Source organism: Streptomyces sp. NRRL WC-3605, assembly GCF_001509795.1.
Classification (GTDB): Bacteria; Actinomycetota; Actinomycetes; order Streptomycetales; family Streptomycetaceae; genus Streptomyces; species Streptomyces viridochromogenes.
The window spans coordinates 326,131-342,249 of the sequence record NZ_LLZN01000002.1; the positions used below are offsets into that span (position 1 = coordinate 326,131).

The 16,119-nt window shown below is 72.3% G+C and carries 17 protein-coding genes; 11 read left to right on the forward strand and 6 right to left on the reverse strand.

Annotated features, from left to right (window positions below):
* Positions 1-70 precede the first annotated feature (70 nt).
* The 4 genes from ADL34_RS03550 to ADL34_RS03565 all read right to left on the reverse strand — a co-directional run bounded on the left by ADL34_RS03550 (position 71) and on the right by ADL34_RS03565 (position 3,969).
* Positions 71-1,153 (reverse strand): acyl-CoA dehydrogenase family protein, encoded by a 1,083-nt coding sequence (locus tag ADL34_RS03550; RefSeq protein ID WP_062668046.1) that lies wholly within the window; start codon positions 1,151-1,153, stop codon positions 71-73.
* Complete coding sequence (locus tag ADL34_RS03555) at positions 1,150-2,331, reverse strand: acyl-CoA dehydrogenase family protein (protein WP_062668047.1); 1,182 nt, start codon at positions 2,329-2,331, stop codon at positions 1,150-1,152. The genes ADL34_RS03550 and ADL34_RS03555 overlap by 4 nt, the downstream gene beginning before the upstream one ends.
* Positions 2,328-3,305: an NADPH:quinone oxidoreductase family protein gene (locus tag ADL34_RS03560; protein WP_062668048.1), complete on the reverse strand. Its 978-nt coding sequence runs from the start codon at positions 3,303-3,305 to the stop codon at positions 2,328-2,330. The genes ADL34_RS03555 and ADL34_RS03560 overlap by 4 nt, the downstream gene beginning before the upstream one ends.
* An 88-nt stretch (positions 3,306-3,393) precedes the next feature.
* On the reverse strand, positions 3,394-3,969 hold the full coding sequence (locus ADL34_RS03565) for a helix-turn-helix domain-containing protein (RefSeq protein ID WP_062668189.1): 576 nt from the start codon (positions 3,967-3,969) through the stop codon (positions 3,394-3,396).
* 92 nt (positions 3,970-4,061) lie between these two features.
* On the opposite strand from ADL34_RS03565, the gene ADL34_RS03570 reads away from it, so the two are divergent.
* From ADL34_RS03570 to ADL34_RS03590, 5 genes are all read left to right on the forward strand, one after another.
* Entirely contained in the window at positions 4,062-5,021 is a 960-nt protein-coding gene (locus ADL34_RS03570) for an NAD(P)/FAD-dependent oxidoreductase (RefSeq protein WP_062668190.1), read from the forward strand.
* A 105-nt stretch (positions 5,022-5,126) separates the two neighbouring features.
* On the forward strand, positions 5,127-6,665 hold the full coding sequence (locus ADL34_RS03575) for an ATP-dependent DNA ligase (protein ID WP_062668049.1): 1,539 nt from the start codon (positions 5,127-5,129) through the stop codon (positions 6,663-6,665).
* Positions 6,662-7,135, forward strand: coding sequence for an NUDIX domain-containing protein (locus tag ADL34_RS03580; protein ID WP_062668050.1), 474 nt, complete (start codon positions 6,662-6,664; stop codon positions 7,133-7,135). Before ADL34_RS03575 ends, ADL34_RS03580 begins: the two co-directional genes overlap by 4 nt.
* A 75-nt stretch (positions 7,136-7,210) precedes the next feature.
* Positions 7,211-8,605: an NADP-dependent succinic semialdehyde dehydrogenase gene (locus ADL34_RS03585; RefSeq protein WP_062668051.1), complete on the forward strand. Its 1,395-nt coding sequence runs from the start codon at positions 7,211-7,213 to the stop codon at positions 8,603-8,605.
* 25 nt (positions 8,606-8,630) lie between these two features.
* Positions 8,631-8,867 carry a DUF6213 family protein gene (locus ADL34_RS03590; RefSeq protein WP_062668052.1) on the forward strand — a complete coding sequence of 79 codons (237 nt, stop codon included), beginning with the start codon at positions 8,631-8,633 and terminating at the stop codon, positions 8,865-8,867.
* A gap of 35 nt (positions 8,868-8,902) precedes the next feature.
* Here the strand turns inward: ADL34_RS03590 and ADL34_RS03595 are convergent, their stop codons facing one another.
* Positions 8,903-10,129 (reverse strand): acyl-CoA dehydrogenase family protein, encoded by a 1,227-nt coding sequence (locus tag ADL34_RS03595; protein WP_062668053.1) that lies wholly within the window; start codon positions 10,127-10,129, stop codon positions 8,903-8,905.
* A gap of 184 nt (positions 10,130-10,313) precedes the next feature.
* On the opposite strand from ADL34_RS03595, the gene ADL34_RS03600 reads away from it, so the two are divergent.
* A complete protein-coding gene (locus ADL34_RS03600; RefSeq protein WP_062668054.1) occupies positions 10,314-10,958 on the forward strand; it encodes a TetR family transcriptional regulator in 645 nt (214 codons plus the stop codon).
* 20 nt (positions 10,959-10,978) lie between these two features.
* Here ADL34_RS03600 and def read toward each other — a convergent pair whose 3' ends face one another.
* Positions 10,979-11,539 carry a peptide deformylase gene (def, locus tag ADL34_RS03605; protein WP_062668055.1) on the reverse strand — a complete coding sequence of 187 codons (561 nt, stop codon included), beginning with the start codon at positions 11,537-11,539 and terminating at the stop codon, positions 10,979-10,981.
* 113 nt (positions 11,540-11,652) lie between these two features.
* Between def and ADL34_RS03610 the strand changes: the two genes are divergently transcribed.
* From ADL34_RS03610 to ADL34_RS35485, 5 genes are all read left to right on the forward strand, one after another.
* A complete protein-coding gene (locus tag ADL34_RS03610) occupies positions 11,653-12,891 on the forward strand; it encodes a MurT ligase domain-containing protein (protein WP_062668056.1) in 1,239 nt (412 codons plus the stop codon).
* Positions 12,892-12,917: 26 nt separating this feature from the next.
* Positions 12,918-13,646 carry a type 1 glutamine amidotransferase gene (locus ADL34_RS03615; protein WP_062668057.1) on the forward strand — a complete coding sequence of 243 codons (729 nt, stop codon included), beginning with the start codon at positions 12,918-12,920 and terminating at the stop codon, positions 13,644-13,646.
* Positions 13,647-13,812: 166 nt separating this feature from the next.
* Positions 13,813-14,838: a 6-phosphofructokinase gene (locus ADL34_RS03620; protein ID WP_062668058.1), complete on the forward strand. Its 1,026-nt coding sequence runs from the start codon at positions 13,813-13,815 to the stop codon at positions 14,836-14,838.
* A 112-nt stretch (positions 14,839-14,950) separates the two neighbouring features.
* Positions 14,951-15,901, forward strand: a complete 951-nt coding sequence (locus tag ADL34_RS03625; RefSeq protein ID WP_062668059.1) for a cytochrome c oxidase assembly protein — start codon at positions 14,951-14,953, stop codon at positions 15,899-15,901.
* 45 nt (positions 15,902-15,946) lie between these two features.
* The gene (locus ADL34_RS35485) at positions 15,947-16,117 is read left to right on the forward strand and encodes a hypothetical protein (RefSeq protein WP_107115621.1); all 171 of its coding nucleotides are present in this window, start codon (positions 15,947-15,949) and stop codon (positions 16,115-16,117) included.
* Positions 16,118-16,119 lie beyond the last annotated feature (2 nt).

Consider the following 16,119-nt stretch of genomic DNA (forward strand, 5'->3'; position numbering starts at 1 on the left):
TCACCGGCGCACCGCGCGCGGGAAGCCCGCCCCTGCCGGGACGGGCTTCCGCGGGTTCCGCTCGGGTATCTCAGGGAGCCTGGAGATCGACCAGTTCGGCCAGCGCCGCACGGTGGACGCCCGCCGTGCCGTAGGCGAGGGAGTCGGCCTTGGCCCGCTTCAGGTACAGGTGGACCGGGTGTTCCCAGGTCATGCCGATCCCGCCGTGCAGCTGCAGGGCCTCCTCTGCGGCGTGCACGGCGACCGGGGACGCGTAGGACTGGGCGACGGCGACCGTCACGTCGGTGTCCTCGCCGGTCGCCAGCGCGTCGGCGGCCGCGCGGGCGGCGGCGCGCAGGTTGACGACCTCCAGCCACAGCTGGGCGAGCCGGTGCTTGAGCGCCTGGAAGCCGCCGACGGGGCGGTTGAACTGCTTGCGCTCCTTCAGATAGCGGACCGTCTCGGTCAGCGTCCACTCGGCGAGCCCCAGTTGCTCGGAGGCGAGCAGACCGGCGCCGGCGCGCAGCGCGCGACGTACGGCGGGCTCGGCGTCACCCAGCAGGCGGCCGGGAACGCCGTCCAGGGTGACCGTGGCCACGGGCCGGGTCAGGTCCAGGGACGGGTGCGGTGTGACCGTCACGGCGTCGGCGTCGACCGCGTACAGCCCGCCGTCGTCGGCCGGGACGAGCAGGACGTCGGCGATCGCGGCGTCCGCGATGCCGGTCAGCTCGCCGTGCAGCGCGCCGCCTTCGTGGCGTACGACCTTGTACGCGCCGCCCGCCGCGGTGTTCAGGGGGAGCGCGAGCGCGGCGCCGGTCGTCGCGGACGCCAGCCTGCCGAGCAGTTCGTCGTCGCCGCACTCCAGGAGGGCCTCGGTGGCCACGACCGCGCTGGTCAGATACGGCACCGGGGCGACGGCCCGGCCCAGCTCCTCCAGGACGACCGCGGCTTCGCGGTGTGTGGCGCCCTGGCCGCCCAGTTCCTCGGGGATCAGCAGACCCGCGAGCCCCATGGTGCCGGCGAGCGCCTTCCAGGCCGCTGTGTCGTGCGGCGCGCCGGACTCGGTGCGGGCGATGACGCCGGGGGCGTCGCAGTGGTCGGCGAGCAGGTCCCGCACGGCGGCCCGCAGCGCCTCCTCCTCCTCGGTGTACAGCAGGTCGGGCTGGGTGCTCATCGGGCGAGGTCCTTCCAGGGGACGTCCTTGTCGGTGCGCGGTTCGGCGGGCAGGCCCAGGACGCGCTCGGCGACGATGTTCAGCAGGACCTCGCTGGTCCCGCCCTCGATGCTGTTGCCCTTGGAGCGCAGGTAGCGGTACCCGGCGTCACGGCCGGTGAAGTCCACGAGCTCCGGCCGGCGCATGGTCCAGTCGTCGTACAGCAGGCCCTCCTCGCCGCGCAGTTCGACCTCCAGGCCGCTGATCTCCTGGTTGAGGCGGGCGAAGGCGAGCTTCATGCCGGCGCCCTCGGGGCCGGGCTGGCCGGCGACGAGCTGCTGGCGCAGCCGTTCGGCGGTGAGGCGGGACACCTCGGCGTCCACCCACAGCCTCAGCAGCCGCTGGTGCAGGTCGTGGGTGCGCAGTTCGGGGCGTTCGCGCCAGGTCTTCGCGACGGGGCCGATCATGCCGCCCTCGCGGGGCAACCTCATGCCGCCGATGGCGACGCGCTCGTTGTTCAGGGTGGTCTGGGCGACCCGCCAGCCGTCGCCGACGGCGCCGAGCCGCCGCGCGTCGGGGATGCGGACGTCGGTCAGGAAGACCTCGTTGAACTCGGCCTCGCCGGTGATCTGGCGCAGCGGACGGACCTCGACACCGGGGTCGGTCATGTCGCAGAGGAAGTACGTGATGCCCGCGTGCTTGGGCACGTCCGGGTCGGTGCGGGCGATGAGGATGGCCCAGCGGGCGAGGTGGGCGCTGGACGTCCACACCTTCTGCCCGTTGACCACCCAGTCCTCGCCCTCCCGTACGGCACGGGTGCCGAGCGCGGCCAGGTCGGAGCCGGCGCCGGGCTCGCTGAAGAGCTGGCACCAGACCTCCTCGCCGGTCCACAGGGGCCGCAGGAAGCGCTGCTTCTGCTCGTCGGTGCCGTACTTGAGGATGGTCGGCGCGGCCATGCCCAGACCGATGCCGATGCGCCGCGGCTCGTTGTCGGGGGCTCCGGCGGCTTCCAGTTCGGCGTCCACGACGGCCTGGAGGGAGCGGGGGGCGTTCAGGCCGCCAAGGCCCTCGGGGTAGTGCACCCAGGCGAGGCCGGCGTCGAAGCGGGCGCGCAGGAAGTCCAGGCGGCCGGTCGTGGCCGGTGGGTGCGCGGCCAGCAACTCCTGGGTGCGGCGGCGCAGTTCGGCGGCGTCGGTCATGCCGCTCCTCCTTCGGTGAGTCCCGGGAGCACGGCGACACGGCCGGTGGTGACGCCGTCGGCGACCCGCTGGACGGCGGCCGCGGCCCCGCTCAGCGGGACGCGCTCGCTCACCAGCGGCTTGACGGCACCCTGGGCGGCCAGTTCGGTGAGCCGTTCGTGGCAGTGCCGGACCAGCTTGGGGTCCTTCGTGTTGTACAGGCCCCAGTGCAGGCCGAGGATCGAGTAGTTCTTCACCAGGGCGTGGTTGAGGGCGGGGCTCGGGATGCTGCCGCTCGCGAAGCCGACGACGACGATCCGTCCCTCGAAGGCGACGACCTTGGCGGACTGGGCGTATGCCTCACCGCCGACGGGGTCGTACACCACGTCGGCGCCCCGGCCGCCGGTCGCCTCCTTGACGGCGGCGATGACGTCCTCGGTGTGCCGGTCGATCACCACGTCGCAGCCGAGCTCGCGGGCCACGGCCGCCTTGGCGGCGCCGCCCACGACCCCGATGACCCGGGCGCCGGCCGCCTTGCCGAGCTGGACGGCGGCGCTGCCGACCCCGCCCGCGGCGGCGTGGACCAGCAGGGTCTCGCCGGCCTCGAGTCCCGCACGGCGGTGCAGGCCGAACCAGCCGGTCTGGTAGCCGATGTGCAGGGCGGCGGCCTCGGCGTCGTCGAGGGCGTCGGGCGCGGGCAGCAGGGCGGCGGCGTCCGCGACGGCGTACTCGGCGAATCCGCCGTGTGGCAGCGCGGGGGTGGCGAGGACGCGGCGGCCGTCCTCGGTCTCGCCGCAGATCTCCACACCGGGCGTGAACGGCAGCGGGGGCCGGACCTGGTACTGGCCCCGGCACATCAGCGCGTCGGGGAAGTTGACGTTCGCGGCGCGCACCTTCAGCAGGACCTGGCCGTCACCGGGCGTGGGGGGCTCGATCGCGTCGAGCCGCATCACCTCGCCCGGTTCGCCGTTGCGGTGCACTTGCCATGCCTGCATGCGGAGCCTCCACGGGGGACTGCGTCGTCTGTCCGGGTCGATTCGCATACTAAGCGGTCGCTTGCCGATCAGGGAACCGTCGGACGCGTCACGTCTGCCGCGGCCGCGCCCGGACGTGCATCCGCTCGCCCTGCGGCCCGAACAGGCTCAGGAACTCCACCGGCCCCTCCCCCGTCGAGCCGAACCAGTGCGGCACCCGGGTGTCGAACTCGGCGGCCTCCCCGGCGGTGAGCACCACGTCGTGATCGCCCAGGACGAGCCGCAGCCGGCCGGAGAGGACGTACAGCCACTCGTAGCCCTCGTGGGTGCGCGGCTCCGGCGGGCAGCTGCGCTGCGGTTCCAGCACTTTGAACGCCTGCAGGCCGCCGGGCTGGCGGGTGAGCGGCCAGTGTTTGCGGCCGTAGCGCTCGATCGGCTCGGTCGCGCGCACCCTGGGGTCCCCGACGGCCGGATTGCCGACCAGCTCGTCCAGCGGCACCTGGTGGGCGCGGGCGATCGGCAGCAGCAGCTCGAGGCTGGGCCGGCGAAGCCCGGACTCGAGCCGGGAGAGGGTGCTCACCGAGATGCCGGTGGCCTCGGACAGCGCGGCAAGCGTCACCTCGCGCTCCTTGCGCATCCGGCGCAGCCTGGGACCCACACCGGCAAGGACGTCGTCGTCACTCATGGTCTCGTCCGTCATACGGCCATTGCAGTTTCGGCAAACATGTTTGTCAATCCCGCACCGCGCGCCGCACGGTACGGGTGGAGGTGGTCATCGTGACCGAGACGTACGAAGTGATCGTGATCGGCGGAGGCGCGGCCGGGCTGTCGGCCGCGCTCGTTCTGGGCCGCGCCCGGCGCCGCACCCTGGTCGTGAACGCCGGGGAGCCGCGCAACGCGCCCGCCGCCCATATGCAGGGCTATCTGACCCGCGACGGCATGCCGCCCGCCGAGTTCCTGGACAAGGGGCGGGAGGAGATCGCGCGGTACGGGGTGGAGCTGGTCCGGGACCGGGCGGTGGACGTCTCCCGCGACGGGGACGCCGGCGACTTCACGGTCGAGCTGGCGGGCGGCCGGAGCGTCCTCGCCCGGCGCCTGATCGTCGCCACCGGACTCAAGGACGAGATGCCGTCCGTTCCCGGCGTCGCCGAGCGCTTCGGCACCGATGTGCTGCACTGCCCGTACTGCCACGGCTGGGAGGTCCGCGACCGGGCCTTCGGCGTCCTGGCCACCACGCCGCTGAGCGCCCACCAGGCGATCATGGTGTCGCAGTGGTCGAAGGACGTCACCTTCTTCCTGCACGAGGTCGCCGAGTCCGACCTCACGGACGACGACGTGCGCCGGCTGGCGGCGGCCGGCGTGACGGTGGTCCCCGGCCGGGTGGCCGGACTGACCATCGAGGACGACCGGCTCACCGGCGTCCGGCTGGCCGACGGCACGCCGCACACGCGCGAGGTGCTGTTCGTCGCCCCGCGCGCGGTGCCGCGGACCGGCCTGCTGGAGAAGCTCGGCGCCGAGTTCCACGAGACCCCGTTCGGCTCCTACCCGGTGGTGGACGCCACGGGCCTCACCTCGGTACCGGGCGTCTGGGCGGCCGGCAACGCGATGGGCTTCTCCGAGCAGGTCATCAACGCCGCGTCGGCCGGCTACCGGGCGGCAGCCACCCTCAACGGGGAGCTCCTCTTCACCGACCTGGACGCCGGCTCACAGGAACGCCGCGAGCAGAAACGCCCTTGAAGGGGCGCGGGGAACTGCGCGACAGACCACGACGGCGCCGCAGCGGACCGACACACCGCGACCGTGCAGGTGTGAACCGGCACCGCGCACCCCAGGATGGTTCGCATGCTGCTGACCCGTCTCGCCCGCGTGTCCCAGGAGGTCGCCGCGACCTCGGCGCGCTCCCGGAAGATCGCTCTGCTCGCGGAGCTCTTCCGGGACGCCGAGGCGGACGACGTGCCCGTCGTCATCCCGTACCTGGCGGGCCGGCTCCCCCAGGGCCGCCTCGGCGTCGGCTGGAAGGTGCTGAGCCGCCCGGTGCCCCCGGCCGCAGAGCCGACGCTGACCGTCCATGAGGTGGACGCCCGCCTCACCGCCCTCGGCAAGGTGTCCGGCTCCGGCTCGCAGGCCGAACGCACGCGCCTGGTCGGCGAGTTGATGGGCGCGGCGACCGAGGACGAGCAGCGCTTCCTGCTCGGCCTGATCACCGGCGAGGTACGCCAGGGCGCGCTCGACGCGGTGGCGGTGGAGGGCCTGGCGCAGGCCACCGGCGCACCGCCCGCCGACGTACGGCGGGCGGTCATGCTCGCCGGCTCCCTGCAGAGCGTCGCGCAGGCGCTGCTCGCGGACGGCCCGGAGTCGCTGGACCGTTTCCGGCTCACCGTCGGCCGCCCCGTGCTGCCGATGCTGGCGCACACCGCGTCCTCGGTGTCCGAGGCGGTCGGCAAGCTGGGCGCCTGCGCGGTGGAGGAGAAACTGGACGGCATCCGCGTCCAGTTGCACCGCGACGGCGACACCGTACGCGCGTACACCCGCACCCTGGACGACATCACCGACCGTCTCCCCGAAGTCGTCGCGGCGGCAAGGGAGTTGCGGGGCGAGCGGTTCATCCTCGACGGCGAGGTCATCGCGTTCGACGCCACCGGGCGGCCCCGCTCCTTCCAGGAGACGGCGGGCCGCGTCGGTTCGCGGGTGGACGTCGCGACGGCCGCCCGGGAGGTCCCCGTCTCCCCCGTCTTCTTCGACGCCCTGTCCGTCGACGGCCGCGACCTGCTCGACCTGCCGTTCACCGAGCGGCACGCGGAGCTGGCCCGGCTGGTCCCGGAGCCGATGCGGGTGCGCCGCGCCCTGGTTTCCGGCCCCGACGACCTGCCTCACGCCGAGGAGTTCCTCGCCGAGACGCTGGAGCGCGGCCACGAGGGCGTCGTCGTGAAGGCGCTCGACGCTTCCTACAGCGCGGGCCGGCGCGGCGCGTCCTGGCTGAAGGTCAAACCCGTGCACACCCTGGACCTGGTGGTGCTGGCCGCCGAGTGGGGGCACGGCCGCAGGACCGGCAAGCTCTCCAACCTGCACCTGGGCGCCCGGACGGCGGACGGCGGGTTCGCCATGCTGGGCAAGACGTTCAAGGGCATGACGGACGCGCTGCTGACCTGGCAGACGGAGCGCCTCCAGGAGCTCGCCGTGAGCAGTCACCCCTGGGGGGTGACCGTGCGCCCCGAGCTGGTCGTGGAGATCGCGTACGACGGTCTGCAGCGCTCCTCCCGCTACCCGGCCGGGGTGACGCTCCGCTTCGCGCGCGTGCTGCGCTATCGCGACGACAAGCGACCGGAGGAGGCGGACACCGTCGAGTCGCTGCTGGCCGCGCACCCCGGGGTGCGGCCGTGAGCGCGGCCCGGGAGCGGCGCAGCGCCGGCCTGCTGCTGTTCCGCCGCACCGAGGCGGGCCAGGAGGTGCTGCTCGGCCACATGGGTGGCCCGTACTTCGCGCGGCGCGACGCCGGGGCGTGGACGGTTCCGAAGGGCGAGTACCCGCCGGACGAACCCGCCTGGGACGCGGCCCGCCGGGAGTTCCAGGAGGAGCTGGGGCTCCCGCCGCCGGACGGGGAGGCCGTCGCGCTGGGCGAGGTCCGGCAGGCGGGCGGCAAGACGGTCACCGTCTGGGCGGTCGAGGCCGATCTGGACCCGGCGGACGTCGTGCCCGGCACGTTCACGATGGAGTGGCCGCCGCGCTCGGGCCGTCAGCGGGAGTTCCCGGAGCTGGACCGGGTGGCCTGGCTGTCCCTCGACCGGGCGCGCGAGCTGATCGTGAAGGCGCAGGCCGCGTTTCTCGACCGGCTGGCGGAGCACTCGTCCTGAGCAGCAGCACGCGTTGCGGGACCCACCGCGGCGCGGGAAGGTCGAAGCAACAGGTCGCTCCCCAGGAGGTCGGTCATGCCCATCGCGACGGTCAATCCGGCGAACGGCGAGACGCTCAAGACGTACGAGGCCATGGGCGAGGAGGAGGTCGAGCGCCGGCTCCAGCTCGCCGAGGCCACGTTCCGCACGTACCGGACCACGAGCTTCGCCGATCGCGCGCGGCTGCTGAACCGCGCCGCGGACCTCCTCGACGAGGACCAGGCCGACGTCGCCCGGACGATGACCACCGAGATGGGCAAGCCCGTCACCCAGGCCCGTGCCGAGGCAGCCAAGTGCGCGAAGGCGATGCGCTGGTACGCCGAGCGCGCCGAGGGGCTGCTGGCCGACGAGGAGCCGGCCGACGACGACGTGAAGGACTCGGGCGCCTCGCGGGTGCGGGTCCGCTACCGCCCGCTGGGTCCCGTGCTCGCCGTGATGCCGTGGAACTTCCCGCTGTGGCAGGTGATCCGGTTCGCCGCGCCCGCGCTGATGGCGGGCAACGTGGGCCTGCTCAAGCACGCCTCCAACGTCCCCCAGACGGCCCTGTACCTGGAGGACCTGTTCCATCGGGCGGGCTATCCGGAGGGCTGTTTCCAGACGCTGCTGATCGGCTCGGCGCAGGTCGACGACATCCTGCGCGACGAGCGGGTCAAGGCGGCCACCCTCACCGGCAGTGAGCCCGCGGGCCGCGCGGTCGCCTCCACCGCCGGCGAGATGATCAAGAAGACGGTGCTGGAGCTGGGCGGCAGCGACCCCTACGTCGTGATGCCGTCGGCCGACCTGGACCGGGCCGCGAAGGTCGCGGTGACGGCTCGGGTGCAGAACAACGGGCAGTCGTGCATCGCCGCGAAACGGTTCATCGTGCACACGGACGTGTACGACGCCTTCGCGGAGCGGTTCGTGGCGGGCATGAAGGCGCTGGTGGTCGGCGATCCGATGCAGGAGGGCACGGACGTCGGCCCGCTCGCCAGCGAACAGGGGCGCTCGGACCTGGAGGAGCTGGTGGACGACGCGACCCGCAGCGGGGCGACCGCGCTGTGCGGCGGGCACGCGCTGCGCCGGCCCGAACTGCCGGGCTGGTACTACCCGCCGACCGTGCTCTCGGGCATCACCCGCGAGATGCGCATCCACCGCGAGGAGGCGTTCGGCCCGGTCGCCACGCTGTACCGGGCGGCGGACCTGGACGAGGCGGTGCTGATCGCCAACGACTCGCCCTTCGGGCTGAGTTCGAACGTGTGGACGCGCGACGACACCGAGGTGGACCGTTTCGTCCGGGATCTGGAGGCCGGGAGCGTGTACGTCAACGGCATGACCGCGTCGCATCCGGCGTTCCCGTTCGGCGGGGTGAAGCGGTCCGGGTTCGGCCGTGAGCTGTCCGGGCACGGAATCCGGGAGTTCTGCAACATCACTACGGTTTGGCAGGGCGCGTGAGCGGAGCGCGACTACGATCCCAGCTGTGAACCGCGAAGTTACTCTCCCGCTGATCGTCGACGACCGGGGGACCTTGCAGGTGGCCGCCGCCGACGTGAGCAAGCTGCTGCGCACGCTGGGCGGCCGGTGGCTGCACCTCGTGGAGGCCGGCGCGGACGGGCTCGACGAGGACACGGTCGCGGCGCTGACCATCGAGCTGGCCAAGCTCGCGGACCGGATCGACGTGGCCTGCATCGCCCACAGCAGCGGCACCACGCCGTAGGGCCCGCGCCAGCCGCGCGGGCCCCCGTGTCCGCCCTAGCGGATGGACATGCCCGACAGCGTGCGGGCGATCACCAGCCGCTGGATCTCGCTCGTCCCCTCGAAGATCGTGTAAATGGCGGAGTCCCGGTGCATGCGCTCCACCGGGTACTCCCGGGTGTAGCCGTTGCCGCCCAGGATCTGGATGGCCTGCGCGGTGACCTTCTTCGCCGTCTCACTCGCGAACAGCTTCGACATCGACCCCTCGGCCGCCGTGAACGGCTTGCCGTTGATCGCCATCCAGGAGGCCCGCCACACCAGCAGCCGCGCCGCGTCGACCTGGGTGCGCATGTCGGCGAGCTGGAAGGCGACGCCCTGGTTGTCGATGATCGGGCGCCCGAACTGCTCACGCGTCGTCGCGTAGTCCAGGGCGACCTCGTAGGCGGCGCGGGCGGTGCCGACGGCCATCGCGCCGACCGCGGGACGGGACGCCTCGAAGGTCGCCATCGCGGCGTTCTTCACGCGCTCGCCGCCCTTCCTGGCCCGCTCACGCGCCCGGGCGAGGCGCTCGTCCAGCTTCTGCTTGCCGCCGAGGAGGCAGGAGCCGGGGACGCGCACGTTGTCCAGGACGACCTCGGCGGTGTGCGAGGCGCGGATGCCGTGCTTCTTGAACTTCTGCCCCTGGGACAGGCCCGGCGTGTTCGGCGGGACGATGAAGGAGGCGTGGCCCTTGGAGCCGAGCTCGGGGTCGACGACCGCGACGACGACGTGGACGTTGGCGATGCCGCCGTTGGTCGCCCACGTCTTGGTGCCGTTGATCACCCACTCGTCCTTGGCCTCGTCGTAGACCGCGCGGGTGCGCATGGAGGCGACGTCGGAGCCGGCGTCGGGCTCGGAGGAGCAGAACGCCGCGAGCTTGACGTCGTTGGCGTCGCCGTACATCTGGGGCACCCAGGTGCCGATCTGCTCCTCGGTGCCGTTGGCGAGGACGCCCACGGCCGCGAGGCCGGTGCCGACGATCGACAGGGCGATGCCCGCGTCGCCCCAGAACAGCTCCTCCATCGTCATGGGGATGCCGAGGCCGGTCTGGTCGAAGTACTGCTGGGCGTAGAAGTCGAGCGAGTAGATGCCGACCTTCGCGGCCTCCTGGATGACCGGCCAGGGAGTCTCCTCACGCTCGTCCCATTCGGCGGCCGCGGGGCGGATCACGTCGGCCGCGAAGCCGTGCAGCCAGTCCCGGACCTCCTTCTGTTCGTCGTTGAGCTCCATGGTGAACTCGGCCATGACCCCTCCAGCGGCGTACGCGCATGCCCGCTGCATGCTTGTTACTAGCGGTAACCCTAGTTTGTTACTGGCCGGTAGGTAAAGTCAACCCGCGATGTGCGCTCGGCAGCCCGTTCGATGGTCATGCCTGGTTGAGTGTTACTTTGCGCAGGCGTCACCGAACCAGTACGGGTGGGGAGAGCTCATGGACACCACGCAGCGGACGGATCAGCAGCGGTCGGCCGACCGGCGTCGGCGCGAGCTGCTGGAGGCCGCCGACAGAGTGGTGCTGCGGGACGGACCGCAGGCCTCGATGAACGCCATCGCGGCCGAGGCCGGCATCACCAAGCCCATCCTGTACCGGCACTTCGGTGACAAGGGCGGGCTCTACGCGGCGCTCGCCAAGCGGCACACGGACGCCCTGCTGGACTCGCTGCGGGCCGCCCTGGACGCGCCCGCCGACCGGCGTGAGCGCGTCGAGTCCACGCTCGACACCTATCTGGCCGCCATCGAGGCACGCCCCCAGGTGTACCGGTTCCTGATGCATCCGGCGGAGGGCGGCCACGCCGGCGACCAGGGGTTCGACGTCGGCAAGCACTCCGCCCCGCTGCTGCGGCGGATGGGCGAGGAACTGGCCACCGTCATCGAGGAGCGCCTCGACCTCGGCCCCGGCAGCCAGCAGCTGGCCCGGGTCTGGGGCCACGGCATCGTCGGCATGATGCACGCGGCAGGGGACTGGTGGCTCGGGGAGCGGCCGTGCTCGCGGGCGGAGTTGGTGCGCAGCCTCGCCGATCTGCTGTGGGGCCGGCTCGCCGCGGCCGGCGACAAGGTGGGCGGCCCCGGCTTCTGAGGGCCGCCGCCCGCGGGCGGTCAGCCGGAGCGCGGTCGGCCGGACCGGTGCCAGGGGGCCCGGGCCACCTGGCGCATCAGCCGCCGGTGGCGCAGGCCGCCGAGCCGGTCCGCGTACACCCGGCCCTCCAGATGGTCGTACTCGTGCTGGAGACAGCGGGCGAAGAAACCGGTGCCGTGCACGGTGACCGGTTCGCCCGTCATCGTGAACCCCTCGACCACCGCGTGGTCGTACCGCTCGGTGCCCGCCTCCAGCCCCGGCAGCGACAGACACCCCTCCGGGCCCCGGACCACCACGCCGTCCGCCTCGGTCAGCCGCGGGTTCACCACGTGCCCGAGATGGCGGACGTCCTCGTCGTCGGGACAGTCGTAGACGAACACGCGCAGGGACTCCCCCACCTGGTTGGCCGCCAGGCCCACCCCGCGCGCCGCGTACATGGTGGCGAACAAGTCCTCCACGAGATCCGCCAGTTCCGGTCCGAAGGCGGTGACCTCCGCGCAGGGGGTGTGCAGGACGGGGTCACCGAGCAGGGTGAGGGGCCGGACTCGCCCACGGGTGCCCGGAATGGAGCTGTTGCGCATGGCCGCAAGGGTACGGCGATTCGGGAGTGCGATTGGATCTCGAATAGGCTGACCACCACCACGTTGCCGTAGGGCTTCAGGCGCGGCGCGTACGCAAGGAGGATCGAGATCTGATGGCAGGCAACTCGGACCCGCTGACGCCGCGGGCCAAGCTCGCCGTGACCGCGGGCAAGGCGGTCGCGGCTGCATCACGCGCCGCAGGGCGTGGCAGCGGTTCGGTGATCGGCGGCCGGGTGGCGCTCAAACTCGACCCCGACCTCCTGGCGCGGCTGGCGCAGAACCTGGACGTGGTCCTGGTGTCCGCGACCAACGGCAAGACGACGACCACCCGGCTGATCGCCGAGGCGCTGCGGGCCGCGGGTCCGGTCGTCTCCAACGCGCTCGGCGCCAACATGCCGGCCGGCATCACCTCGGCGCTCGCCGGCGGCTCTGAGGCGCGCTACGGCGTCATCGAGGTCGACGAGAAGTACCTCGCCGGCGTCGCCCGCGACACCGACCCGAAGTGCATCGCGCTGCTCAACCTCTCGCGCGACCAGCTGGACCGTGCCGCCGAGACCCGGATGCTCGCCGAGAACTGGCGTGAGGGCCTGGCCGGTTCCAAGGCCGTGGTCGTGGCCAACGCCGACGACCCGCTGGTCGTGTGGGCCGCGTCCTCCTCCCCGAACGTGATCTGGGTCGCCGCCGGGCAGATGTGGAAGGACGACGCCTGGTCCTGCCCGTCCTGCGGCGGTGTGATGCAGCGTCCGGGCGACGACTGGTTCTGCGGCGAGTGCGGGTTCCGCCGCCCGACGCCGAGCTGGGCGCTCTCCGGCGACCACGTGCTCGACCCGCACGGATCGGCCTGGCCGATCCGGCTGCAGCTGCCCGGGCGGGCCAACAAGGCCAACGCCGCCTCCTCGGCCGCCGTCGCCGCCGTGTTCGGCGTGCCCCCGCAGGTCGCCCTGGAGCGGATGTACTCCGTGCAGGCCGTCGCCGGCCGGTACGACGTCGTGCAGTTCATGGAGCGGGACCTGCGCCTGCTGCTCGCGAAGAACCCGGCGGGCTGGCTGGAGACGTTCTCCCTGATCGACCCGCCGCCGACCCCGGTGATCCTCTCGGTGAACGCGCGCAGCGCCGACGGCACCGACACCTCCTGGCTGTGGGACGTCGACTACACGCGGCTGACCGGCCACCCGATCTGCGTCGTCGGTGACCGCCGGCTCGACCTCGCGGTGCGCCTGGAGGTCGCGGACCAGCAGTTCCAGGTGTTCGACACCCTCGACGAGGCCGTGCGGGCCTGCCCGCCGGGACGGATCGAGGTCATCGCCAACTACACCGCGTTCCAGGACCTGCGCCGCCGCGTCGGCAACTGAGCCAAGAGACTTTCAGGGGACTTCAAGTGAGCGACAACCAACTGCGGGTCGTCTGGATCTACCCGGACCTGCTCAGCACCTACGGCGACCAGGGCAACGTCCTCGTGGTGGAGCGCCGGGCGCGCCAGCGCGGCCTCGACGTGGCCCGCCTCGACGTGCGCAGCGACCAGCCGATCCCGACCTCCGGGGACATCTACCTGATCGGCGGCGGTGAGGACCGGCCGCAGCGGCTCGCGGCCGAGCGGCTGCGCCGGGACGGCGGACTGCTGCGGGCCGTGGAGAACGGCGCCATCGTGTTCTCGGTGTGCGCGGGCTACCAGATCCTCGGCCACGAGTTCATCAACGACCTCGGCCAGCGCGAGCCCGGTCTCGGGCTGATCGACGTGGTGTCCGTGCGCGGCGAGGGCGCGCGGTGCGTCGGCGACGTGCTCGCGGACATCGACCCCCGCCTCGGCCTGCCCCCGCTGACCGGGTTCGAGAACCACCAGGGCGTCACGCACCTCGGCCCGACCGCCCGCCCGCTGGCCCAGGTCCGCTTCGGCAACGGCAACGGCACGGGCGACGGCACGGAGGGCGCGTACAACGACACCGTCTTCGGCACGTACATGCACGGCCCGGTCCTCGCGCGCAACCCGCAGATCGCCGACCTGCTGCTGAAGCTGGCGCTCGACGTCAACGCGCTGCCGCCGACCGACGACCGCTGGTACGAGGCGCTGCGCGACGAGCGCATCGCGGCCGCCCAGCAGCCCGCCTGACGCGCCTCACGGCAGCCCGTCTGACGGGCTCTCCGCACAGGTGAGCGGGGTCGTCCAGCAGGCGGACGCACGGTTCGGCCCCGCCCCCCGATGCCGCTAGGGTGGCGGGGATTCGAGCCGGACAGCGTGGTCCGGTCCCGGCCCACGTGGAGAAGGTTTTCGGGCTATGCGCATTGGTGTCCTCACGTCCGGCGGCGACTGCCCCGGCCTGAACGCCGTCATCCGGTCCGTCGTGCACCGCGCCGTCGTCGACCACGGCGACGAGGTCATCGGCTTCCGGGACGGCTGGAAGGGCCTCCTGGAGTGCGACTACCTCAAGCTCGACCTCGACGCGGTGGGCGGCATCCTCGCCCGCGGCGGCACGATCCTCGGCTCCTCCCGCGTGCAGCCCTCCCATCTGCGTGACGGCGTGGAGCGGGCCAGGGGCCACGTCGAGGAACTGGGCCTGGACGCGATCATCCCGATCGGCGGCGAGGGCACGCTCAAGGCGGCCCGGCTGATGTCGGACGCCGGCCTGCCGGTCGTCGGGGTGCCGAAGACCATCGACAACGACATCGCGGTCACCGACGTCACCTTCGGTTTCGACACCGCCGTGACCGTGGCCACCGAGGCCCTGGACCGGCTGAAGACCACCGCCGAGTCCCACCAGCGCGTCCTGGTCGTCGAGGTCATGGGCCGGCACACCGGCTGGATCGCGCTGCACTCCGGCATGGCGGCCGGCGCGCACGCCATCGTCGTCCCCGAGCGGCCCTTCGACATCGACGAGCTGACCCGGCGGGTCGGGGCCCGGTTCGAGGCGGGCAAGCGGTTCGCGATCGTCGTCGCAGCGGAGGGGGCCAAGCCGGCGCCCGGCACGATGGCGTTCGACGAGGGCGGCAAGGACGTCTACGGCCACGAGCGCTTCGCGGGGATCGCCCGCCAGCTGTCCATCGAGCTGGAGCACCGGCTGGGCAAGGAGGCGCGGCCGGTGATCCTCGGTCACGTGCAGCGCGGCGGCACGCCCACCGCGTACGACCGGGTGCTGGCGACGCGGTTCGGCTGGCACGCGGTGGAGGCCGTGCACCGCGGCGAGTTCGGGCACATGACGGCGCTGCGCGGCACGGACATCGAGATGGTGCCGCTGGCGGAGGCCGTGGAGACGCTGAAGACGGTCCCCGGGGACCGCTACGAGGAAGCCGAGTGCGTCCTGTAGAGGACACCGCGCGGATCTGACGAGTCTGCCCCCGGCCGCGAGCGCGGCCGGGGGCAGTTCTAGTCTGTGTGCGGACAGAAATGCACAACCCCCACGAAACAGGAGCCGTCGGATGGATCACAGCGGGCACGGCACGATGACGGATCTGCCGCCGTTCACGCTGGGGCGGGGGCTCGCGTGGTCCACGGACCCGTTCTTCCTCGTCGCCTGTCTGGTGGGGCTCGGGCTGTACGCGTGGGGCGTCGTGCGGCTGCGCCGGCGCGGCGACACCTGGCCGGTGGCACGGACCGTCTCGTACGTCGTCGGCGTGCTGACCGTGCTGCTGGTGATGTGCACCGGGCTGAACGACTACGGCATGGTCATGTTCAGCGTGCACATGGTGCAGCACATGGTGATCAGCATGCTGTCGCCGATCCTGATCCTGCTCGGCGCGCCCGTCACCCTGGCGCTGCGCGCGCTGCCGCCCGCGGCCCGGGGCAGCAGGGGGCCGCGCGAGCTGCTGCTCGCGCTGCTGCACAGCCGGTACATGCGGATCATCACGCACCCGGCCTTCACCATCCCGCTGTTCATCGCCAGCCTCTACGCCCTGTACTTCACTCCGCTGTTCGACTTCCTGATGGGCTCGAAGACCGGGCACATCGCGATGATGGTGCACTTCCTCGCCGTCGGAGTGGTGTTCTTCTGGCCGATCATCGGCGTGGACCCCGGGCCGCACCGGCCGGGCTATCTGATGCGGATGCTGGAGCTGTTCGCCGGCATGCCGTTCCACGCGTTCTTCGGCATCGCGCTGATGATGGGGTCCGTCCCCATGGTGGAGACATTCAAGAACCCGCCCGCATCGCTCGGTATCGACGCGCTGTCGGACCAGGGCGCGGCCGGGGGCATCGCCTGGGCCTTCAGCGAGATCCCGTCGGTGCTCGTGCTGATCGCGCTGCTGTTCCAGTGGTACGGCTCGGAGCAGCGCCAGGCCCGCCGCAAGGACCGCGCCGCGGACCGGGACGGCGACAAGGAGCTCGAGGCGTACAACGCCTATCTCGCCTCATTGAACGCACGCGGGAACTGATATCGGGGCACCATGGAGGGAACCGAACCTTAGGAGGGTGTCGCGATGCCCGGTTCTGCGGACGGTTCCACCAAGGCGATGGGGGCGCTCACGGTCGGCGGTCTGGTGATGGTGACCGCGTACACGGTGGCGCTGGGGAGCAACGGCTGGCTGTGGTTCGGGTGGGTGGTGCTGGGCCTGATCACGCTGGGGATGGTCGTCAGCCGCAGCACGTGAGC

Excerpts from the sequence above, each read along its gene's own strand:
- ADL34_RS03625 (WP_062668059.1), top strand. The coding sequence starts at position 14,951 with ATGGATCACAGCGGGCACGGCACGATGACGGATCTGCCGCCGTTCACG.
- ADL34_RS03550 (WP_062668046.1), bottom strand. The coding sequence starts at position 1,153 with ATGAGCACCCAGCCCGACCTGCTGTACACCGAGGAGGAGGAGGCGCTG.
- ADL34_RS35485 (WP_107115621.1), top strand. The coding sequence starts at position 15,947 with ATGCCCGGTTCTGCGGACGGTTCCACCAAGGCGATGGGGGCGCTCACG.
- ADL34_RS03620 (WP_062668058.1), top strand. The coding sequence starts at position 13,813 with ATGCGCATTGGTGTCCTCACGTCCGGCGGCGACTGCCCCGGCCTGAAC.
- ADL34_RS03555 (WP_062668047.1), bottom strand. The coding sequence starts at position 2,331 with ATGACCGACGCCGCCGAACTGCGCCGCCGCACCCAGGAGTTGCTGGCC.
- ADL34_RS03575 (WP_062668049.1), top strand. The coding sequence starts at position 5,127 with ATGCTGCTGACCCGTCTCGCCCGCGTGTCCCAGGAGGTCGCCGCGACC.
- ADL34_RS03610 (WP_062668056.1), top strand. The coding sequence starts at position 11,653 with ATGGCAGGCAACTCGGACCCGCTGACGCCGCGGGCCAAGCTCGCCGTG.
- ADL34_RS03565 (WP_062668189.1), bottom strand. The coding sequence starts at position 3,969 with ATGAGTGACGACGACGTCCTTGCCGGTGTGGGTCCCAGGCTGCGCCGG.
- ADL34_RS03595 (WP_062668053.1), bottom strand. The coding sequence starts at position 10,129 with ATGGCCGAGTTCACCATGGAGCTCAACGACGAACAGAAGGAGGTCCGG.
- def (WP_062668055.1), bottom strand. The coding sequence starts at position 11,539 with ATGCGCAACAGCTCCATTCCGGGCACCCGTGGGCGAGTCCGGCCCCTC.
- ADL34_RS03585 (WP_062668051.1), top strand. The coding sequence starts at position 7,211 with ATGCCCATCGCGACGGTCAATCCGGCGAACGGCGAGACGCTCAAGACG.
- ADL34_RS03600 (WP_062668054.1), top strand. The coding sequence starts at position 10,314 with ATGGACACCACGCAGCGGACGGATCAGCAGCGGTCGGCCGACCGGCGT.
- ADL34_RS03560 (WP_062668048.1), bottom strand. The coding sequence starts at position 3,305 with ATGCAGGCATGGCAAGTGCACCGCAACGGCGAACCGGGCGAGGTGATG.